9 protein-coding genes are annotated in these 6,801 nt (G+C 67.6%); 2 read left to right on the plus strand and 7 right to left on the minus strand.

All coding sequences use genetic code 11. The features are described from left to right. Positions 1–96: 96 nt before the first annotated feature. From D7Y61_RS21105 to nudE, 7 genes are all read right to left on the minus strand, one after another. Positions 97–531: an NfeD family protein gene (locus D7Y61_RS21105; RefSeq protein ID WP_180869128.1), complete on the minus strand. Its 435-nt coding sequence runs from the start codon at positions 529–531 to the stop codon at positions 97–99. 1 nt (position 532) lies between these two features. After that, positions 533–1,492: an SPFH domain-containing protein gene (locus D7Y61_RS21110; RefSeq protein ID WP_049431762.1), complete on the minus strand. Its 960-nt coding sequence runs from the start codon at positions 1,490–1,492 to the stop codon at positions 533–535. 66 nt (positions 1,493–1,558) lie between these two features. Next, positions 1,559–1,861, minus strand: coding sequence for a DUF962 domain-containing protein (locus D7Y61_RS21115; protein ID WP_180869130.1), 303 nt, complete (start codon positions 1,859–1,861; stop codon positions 1,559–1,561). Between the two features lie 173 nt (positions 1,862–2,034). After that, positions 2,035–2,364, minus strand: coding sequence for a YnfA family protein (locus D7Y61_RS21120; protein ID WP_180869132.1), 330 nt, complete (start codon positions 2,362–2,364; stop codon positions 2,035–2,037). Continuing rightward, positions 2,361–3,200 carry a nucleoside triphosphate pyrophosphohydrolase gene (mazG, locus tag D7Y61_RS21125; RefSeq protein WP_180869133.1) on the minus strand — a complete coding sequence of 280 codons (840 nt, stop codon included), beginning with the start codon at positions 3,198–3,200 and terminating at the stop codon, positions 2,361–2,363. Before mazG ends, D7Y61_RS21120 begins: the two co-directional genes overlap by 4 nt. Positions 3,201–3,213: 13 nt before the next feature. Further along, complete coding sequence (gene cysQ, locus D7Y61_RS21130) at positions 3,214–4,017, minus strand: 3'(2'),5'-bisphosphate nucleotidase CysQ (RefSeq protein WP_180869134.1); 804 nt, start codon at positions 4,015–4,017, stop codon at positions 3,214–3,216. After that, a complete protein-coding gene (gene nudE, locus D7Y61_RS21135; protein ID WP_005418435.1) occupies positions 4,014–4,577 on the minus strand; it encodes an ADP compounds hydrolase NudE in 564 nt (187 codons plus the stop codon). Before nudE ends, cysQ begins: the two co-directional genes overlap by 4 nt. Positions 4,578–4,654: 77 nt before the next feature. Here nudE and bioA point away from each other — a divergent pair, with 77 nt between their 5' ends. After that, on the plus strand, positions 4,655–6,046 hold the full coding sequence (bioA, locus tag D7Y61_RS21140; protein WP_219628086.1) for an adenosylmethionine--8-amino-7-oxononanoate transaminase: 1,392 nt from the start codon (positions 4,655–4,657) through the stop codon (positions 6,044–6,046). Then, a complete protein-coding gene (locus D7Y61_RS21145) occupies positions 6,037–6,774 on the plus strand; it encodes a 16S rRNA (uracil(1498)-N(3))-methyltransferase (RefSeq protein ID WP_180869136.1) in 738 nt (245 codons plus the stop codon). The genes bioA and D7Y61_RS21145 overlap by 10 nt, the downstream gene beginning before the upstream one ends. Positions 6,775–6,801: the final 27 nt, after the last annotated feature.

Here is a 6,801-nt window from a genome sequence, read left to right on the forward strand (position 1 = left end):
CCCCCCCCCCCCCCCCCCCCCCCCCCCCCCCCGGCCCAAACACATGAACCGCGTTCCGCGACCACTCACGAGGGGCTGCGCCGTTGGCTGGAAACCCTAGGCCACCGCTTCGACCACCAGCGTGCTGCCCTGCACCGCCACCACCCGCACCTGCGTGCCGGCCGGCAGCTCCGGCCCACTCACCTGCCACGATGCATCGTCGATGCTGACCCTGCCCTGCCCGCCAACGATGGCCTGCTGCAATGGCACCACCCGTCCGACCAGTTGTTCAGCGCGCCGGTTCAGCAGTGGCGCGTCACTCTGCCGCGCACGCGGCTTGCCCCAATACCGGTAGCACTGGATCGACAGGACGCTCAGCACTACGAAGGCGACCACCTGCCACAGCACCGGGATATCGGCGAACACAGCTACCAGTGCGAACACCGCCGCCGCGCCGATGCCGATCCACAGCATGAAGGCCCCAGGCGCCAACGCCTCTGCGGCGAACAGCAGAAGTGCCAGCGCGCCCCAGCTTACGACCTCCCAGCGCATGTCAGCCTCCGATCGGCGGCGGCCGCTTGCCGGCGGCCTTGTTGTTCTGATCGCCCAACGCCTGCTTGGCCAGTTCGGCCACGCCGGCAATCGAGCCGATCACACCGCTGGCTTCCATCGGCATCAGCACCAGCTTCTGGTTTGGCGAACTGGCCAGCTCCTTGAACGCTTCCACGTACTTCTGGGCAACGAAGTAGTTGATCGCCTGCACGTCACCTTCGGCAATCGCCGCCGACACCATCTGGGTCGCCTTGGCTTCGGCCTCGGCCAGGCGCTCACGCGCCTCGGCATCCCGGAACGCGGCTTCGCGACGGCCTTCGGCCTCCAGCACGGTGGCCTGCTTCTCGCCATCGGCGCGCAGGATCTCCGACTGCCGTGAACCCTCCGCCTCGAGAATCTGCGCGCGCTTCTCGCGCTCGGCTTTCATCTGCCGTGCCATCGCATCCAGCAGGTCGCGCGGCGGCTGGATGTCGCGGATCTCGATGCGGTTGACCTTCACACCCCACGGGTTGGTGGCATGGTCGACCACGCTCAGCAGCTGGGCGTTGATCACCTCGCGCTGGCTGAGCGATTCATCCAGATCCATCGAACCGATCACGGTACGGATGTTGGTCTGCACAAGGGCGATCATCGCCACTTCCAGGTTGGCCACCTCATAGGCCGCCTTGGCGGCATCCAGGACCTGGAAGAACACCACGCCATCCACGCGCACGGCGGCATTGTCCTTGGTGATCACTTCCTGGCTGGGCACATCCAGTACCTGCTCCATCATGTTCACCTTGCGCCCCACCCCGTACACGATCGGGATCAGGAAGTGCAGGCCGGGAGTCATGGTGTGCGTGTAGCGCCCGAAGCGCTCGACGGTCCATTCATACCCTTGCGGTACCATCCGCACCGCCTTGAACAGGATCACCACGGCCACGAAGGCCAGTACCACGGTAAAGAACATGGTCGGGAACATCGTGCTTTCCTTATCGATGACGTCCAGGCCCCAGCATAGCGCGTGAGGGCGGCAGGCACAGCGAAGCTACCAGGGCACCCGCCCGCGCAGGATGTCGGCGAACATCACCCAGTCGCCCATGAACGAATACAGGGGATGCTGGAACGTGGCCGGGCGGTTCTTCTCGAAGAAGAAGTGACCGACCCAGGCAAAGCCATAACCGCAGAGCAGGGCGGCGAGCACGAGAAAGGGCTGTCCGCGCAGGATTGCCGCCGCGACCAGCAGCAACACCCCGCAGCTGCCGATGAAGTGCAGCCTTCGCGACACCGGATGGCGGTGCTCGCTGAGGTAGAACGGATAGAACTCGCGGAAGCTGGCGAAGCGGGACATGCGCGTGCTCCGGGGACCAGGGCGCCGCCATCATGCACCTTCCGGGGAGGGATCGCTGCCCTTGTAGAGTCGAGCCATGCTCGGCCCGCGCGCGCCCGCGCGGTCGGAGCGAAGAGCAGCCGAGCGTGGGCTCGGCTCTACAGAAGGCTGGAGCAGCCGGGCATGGCTCGGCTCTACACCGATGAGGTGCGCGGCCCGAACATGATCACTGCCATGCCGGCCAGGCACAGGGCCGCACCCAGCATGTCCCAGCGGCTGGGGCGGATGCCATCGACCAGCCACAGCCAGAACAGCGCAGTGCCGATGTAAACGCCACCGTAGGCCGCATAGACCCGGCCGCTGGCAGTCGGGTGCAGGGTAAGCAGCCAGGCGAACAGCGCCAGGCTGGCAGCCGCCGGCAGCAGCAACCAGATGCTGCCGCCCTTGCGCAGCCACAACCACGGCAGGTAGCAGCCGACGATCTCTGCCAGCGCGGTCAGCAGGAACAGGCCGAGTGTCTTCACGCCTTCTCCGCCGTCTTGGCGTGTTGCCACAGCGCTTCCTGCGCATCCAGGTCCAGTGCGGCCAGCGCTTCACCCTGCGCGTCGGCCTGAGCTTCCATCGCACGGAAGCGACGTTCGAACTTGTGGTTGGCCCCGCGCAGCGCGGCACCCAGGTCGATATCGGCATGACGGGCCAGGTTGGCGCAGACGAACAGCAGGTCACCCAGCTCCTCCTGCAGGCGCGGCTTGTTGCCGGCGATGTCGCCGCGCTCGAACTCCTCGCGCAGCTCCTGCAGTTCCTCGGCCGCCTTGTCCAGCACCGGCAGCGGGCCCGGCCAATCGAAGCCGACCTTGGCCGCGCGCGACTGCAGCTTCACTGCCCGCTGCCATTCCGGGAGGCCGCGCGAGATGCCGGCCAGTGCGGAGGTGTCCTGCTCGCCCTTGGCGGCGCGCTCGGCGCGCTTGATCGCCTCCCAGTTGCGCATCACCCCGTCGGCATCATCGACGCTGACCTCGGCGAACACGTGCGGGTGGCGGCGCTGCATCTTGTCGCTGATCGCGCGGGCCACATCCGCGAAGGCGAAGCTGCCCTGCTCTTCGGCCATGCGCGCATGGAACACCACCTGCAGCAGCAGATCGCCCAGTTCATCGCAAAGATCATCGAGATCGCCGCGATCGATCGCATCGGCCACCTCGTAGGCTTCCTCGATGGTGTACGGCGCGATGGTTGCGAAGTTCTGCTCCAGGTCCCACGGGCAGCCGCCCTGCGGATCGCGCAGGCGCGCCATGATCGCAAGCAGGCGCTCCAGCTCCTCGGAGGCGGCGCTGCCGGTGGTGGGGGTGTCGTGCGCGCTCATGCGGCCTCCAGGGTCAGTCGGACAACCAGTCGCGCCACGGCAGGCTGGTATCACCAAGGGCAATGAAATCGCCGTTCAACAGGGTTTCGCGGCGGTTGTAACGGAACGGCTTGCCGGTCGCGGCCGACAGCACCGCGCCGCCGGCGGCATGCAGCACGCACTGGCCGGCAGCGGTATCCCATTCGGAGGTCGGGCCCAGCCGCGGGTAGACATCCAGGCCGCCTTCGGCGATCCGGCAGAATTTCAGCGACGAACCCTGCGCGACGGTCTCGATGCGGCCCATGCGTGCCAGCAGCGCCTCGGTTTCCGGCGAGCGGTGCGAACGGCTGGCGGCGACGCGCAGCGGGGCGGTGGCCGGCGTGCGGGTGCGCAGCACGGTGTCGTGCAGGCCCTGCCGGCGATAGGCCAGCTCGCCACGCATGGCATGCCAGACAATGCCGGTGACCGGGGCCAACACCACGCCGAAGGCCGGTGCGCCCTGGTAGATCAGGGCGATGTTGACGCTGAACTCCCCATTGCGCTTGACGAACTCGCGGGTGCCGTCGAGCGGATCGACCAGCCAGTACGCGCCCCAGTGGCGCCGCTGCTCCCATCCCACCTGGGTCGATTCCTCGGACAGGATCGGCAGGTCCGGGGTCAGCTGCTGCAGGCCCTGCTCGATCACGAGGTTGGCGGCCAGGTCGGCAGCGGTCACCGGGCTGTTGTCATCCTTGATCTGCACCTCGAAGCCATCGGCATACACCTCCATGATGGCCTGTCCGGCTTCCTGGGCGATGGCGATGGCGGTCTCGCGCAGGTCCGTGGTCAGTTTGATCATCGCGTTCCCTGCAGCCACTGGCGGGCGATGAACAACGCCGCCAGCGAGCGTCCCTCGGAGAAGTCTTCGCGCAGCATCAGCTGGTCCAGCTCGGCCAGTTTCCATGGCACCACTTCCAGTTCTTCCGGCTCGTCACCGGCCAGCTTTTCCGGATACAGGTCGCGTGCCACCACCAGCCACGACTGATGGCTCATATAGGTCGGGGCCAGCGTCATTGCGCGCAGCACGTCGACCCGGCGTGCGCCGTAACCGGCTTCTTCCTTCAGCTCGCGGTCGGCGGCCTGCTCGGGGGTTTCGCCGGCGTCGATCCGGCCCTTGACCAGGCCCAGTTCGTAGCGGTGCATGCCGGCGGCGTATTCACGTACCAGCAGCACGGTCTCGTCGTCGAGCATCGGCACCACCACCACCGCCCCATGACCACGGCTGACCAGCCGCTCGAAGCGGCGGCGTTCGCCGTTGGAGAACTCCAGGTCCAGGTGCTGGCGCTGGAAGGGGCCGTTCTCCTCATCGGTGATCCGATGGATGATCGGCAAGCGACGGCCGGCACGGTCATCGTTCATGCGGAATCTCCGCGGCAACCGGCAACTGTGCCAGGGCCGATAGAATGTGCAGGCAGCAACATGTTCATGAGCCCGAAATGCTAGCAGACCCAACCCCCTCCCCGCTGGCCCAGCACTGGCGGCAACGCGACCTGCAGGTGCTGTGGCACCCGTGCACGCAAATGCGTGAGCACCCGCATACCCTGCCGCTGGTGCCGATCGCCCGTGGTGAAGGCGCATGGCTGATCGACCATGACGGCAACCGCTACCTGGACGCCGTCAGCAGCTGGTGGACCAATCTGTTCGGCCATGCCGAGCCGCGCATCGGCGGCGCCATCGCGGCGCAGGCCGGGCAGCTGGAACAGGTGATGCTGGCGGGCTTCGGCCACGAGCCGGCGATCACCCTGGCCGAGCGCCTGCTGGCGCTGGCGCCACGCCAGCCCGGCCGCGAGCCGTTGGCCAAGGTGTTCTATGCCGACAACGGCTCGGCCGGTGTGGAGGTCGCGCTGAAGATGGCCTTCCAGTATTTCCAGAACCGTGGCGAGCCCCGGCGCACGCGTTTCATCGCGCTGGAGAATGGCTACCACGGCGAGACACTGGGCGCGCTGGCGATGGCAGACATCCCGTTGTATCGCCGCGTCTACGCGCCGCTGCTGGCCGAAGGCCTGTTCGCGCCCTCGCCCGATGCCTACCTGGCCGAGCCGGGCCAAAGTGCGGCTGATCGTGCACGCGAGGCCGCCGATGGCCTGGCCACCCTGTTCGACCAGCATCCCGGCGAGATCTGCGCGGTGATCCTGGAGCCGCGCCTGCAGTGCGCGGGGGGCATGCGCATGCATGACCCGGTGTACCTGCAACGCGTGCGCGAACTGTGCGATGCACACGGCGCATTCATGATCGCCGACGAGATCGCCACCGGCTTCGGCCGCACCGGCACCCTGTTCGCCTGCGAGCAGGCCGGCGTGATGCCTGACCTGATGTGCCTGTCCAAGGGCCTGACCGGCGGCTTCCTGCCATTGGCCGCGGTGCTGGCCACGCAGGCGCTGTACGACGCCTTCCTGGATGACTCGCGCGAACGCGCCTTCCTGCATTCGCACAGCTACACCGGCAACCCGCTGGCCTGCGCGGCTGCGCTGGCGACGCTGGACATCTTCCGCGACGACGATGTGATCGCCCGCAACCGTGGCATCGCCTCGGTGATGGGCACGCTGGCGGCGCCATTCGCCGATCACCCGCATGTGGCCGATGTGCGCCAGGCCGGCATGGTGGTGGCCTTCGAACTGTCGCGCGATGGCAACAAGCGCACACCGTTCGACCCGGCGCTGCGACTGGGCCTGCACGCCTACAAGGCCGCACTGAAGCGTGGCGTGGTGCTGCGCCCGCTGGGTGACGTGCTGTACTGGATGCCCCCCTACTGCGTGGACGACGAACAACTGGAGCTGCTGGCACATACCACGCTGGCGGCCATTGACGAGGCAATTGCATGCGCGTGACCCGCTGCCCCATCGACCTGGCGCTGCACAGCGGCCAGACCGTGGCCCTGCCGGAAGAGACCGCCAACCATCTGGTGCGGGTGATGCGCCTGCGCGAAGGTGATAGCTGCGTGCTGTTCAACGGCGACGGCCACGACTACAGCGCGACGCTGACCGTGGCCGGCAAGCGCGAGGTGCACGTCCGCATCGACGCCGTGCAGGCGGTGGGCAACGAATCGCCGCTGGCGATCACTCTGCTGCAGGGCATTGCCCGCGGCGAGAAGATGGACCTGATCCTGCAGAAGGCCACCGAGCTGGGCGTGAGCGCCATCGTGCCGGTAAACGCCGAGCGGACCGAGGTGAAGCTGGATGCCGCGCGCGCGGAGAAGCGCGTGGCGCACTGGAACAACGTAGTGACATCGGCTTGCGGCCAGTCGGGGCGCGCGCGCATCCCGCAGGTCGGTTCGCCATTGTCGCTTGCACAAGCTGCCGCCGTGCTGCCAGCCGATACGCTGCGGCTGACGCTGGATCCGCTGGGTGCACACCGGTTGTCGACGCTGGGGGCCGCACCGGCCGGTGGCATCGTGATTGCAATTGGCCCGGAGGGTGGCTGGTCACCACGCGACCGTGATCAGCTCGCGACAGAGGGCTTCCAGGGTCTGCAACTGGGCCCGAGGATCCTGCGCACGGAGACGGCCGGTCTGGCCGCGATTGCGGCACTGCAGGCGCGGTTGGGGGATCTGGGGTAAGGCCCGATTTCCGGTGGTGCCGGCCGC

It is taken from the genome of Stenotrophomonas maltophilia (assembly GCF_013464485.1).
Taxonomy (GTDB): Bacteria; Pseudomonadota; Gammaproteobacteria; order Xanthomonadales; family Xanthomonadaceae; genus Stenotrophomonas; species Stenotrophomonas maltophilia_AW.

Excerpts from the sequence above, each read along its gene's own strand:
- D7Y61_RS21145 (WP_180869136.1), top strand. The coding sequence starts at position 6,037 with ATGCGCGTGACCCGCTGCCCCATCGACCTGGCGCTGCACAGCGGCCAG.
- D7Y61_RS21110 (WP_049431762.1), bottom strand. The coding sequence starts at position 1,492 with ATGTTCCCGACCATGTTCTTTACCGTGGTACTGGCCTTCGTGGCCGTG.
- nudE (WP_005418435.1), bottom strand. The coding sequence starts at position 4,577 with ATGAACGATGACCGTGCCGGCCGTCGCTTGCCGATCATCCATCGGATC.
- D7Y61_RS21115 (WP_180869130.1), bottom strand. The coding sequence starts at position 1,861 with ATGTCCCGCTTCGCCAGCTTCCGCGAGTTCTATCCGTTCTACCTCAGC.
- mazG (WP_180869133.1), bottom strand. The coding sequence starts at position 3,200 with ATGAGCGCGCACGACACCCCCACCACCGGCAGCGCCGCCTCCGAGGAG.
- cysQ (WP_180869134.1), bottom strand. The coding sequence starts at position 4,017 with ATGATCAAACTGACCACGGACCTGCGCGAGACCGCCATCGCCATCGCC.
- bioA (WP_219628086.1), top strand. The coding sequence starts at position 4,655 with ATGCTAGCAGACCCAACCCCCTCCCCGCTGGCCCAGCACTGGCGGCAA.
- D7Y61_RS21105 (WP_180869128.1), bottom strand. The coding sequence starts at position 531 with ATGCGCTGGGAGGTCGTAAGCTGGGGCGCGCTGGCACTTCTGCTGTTC.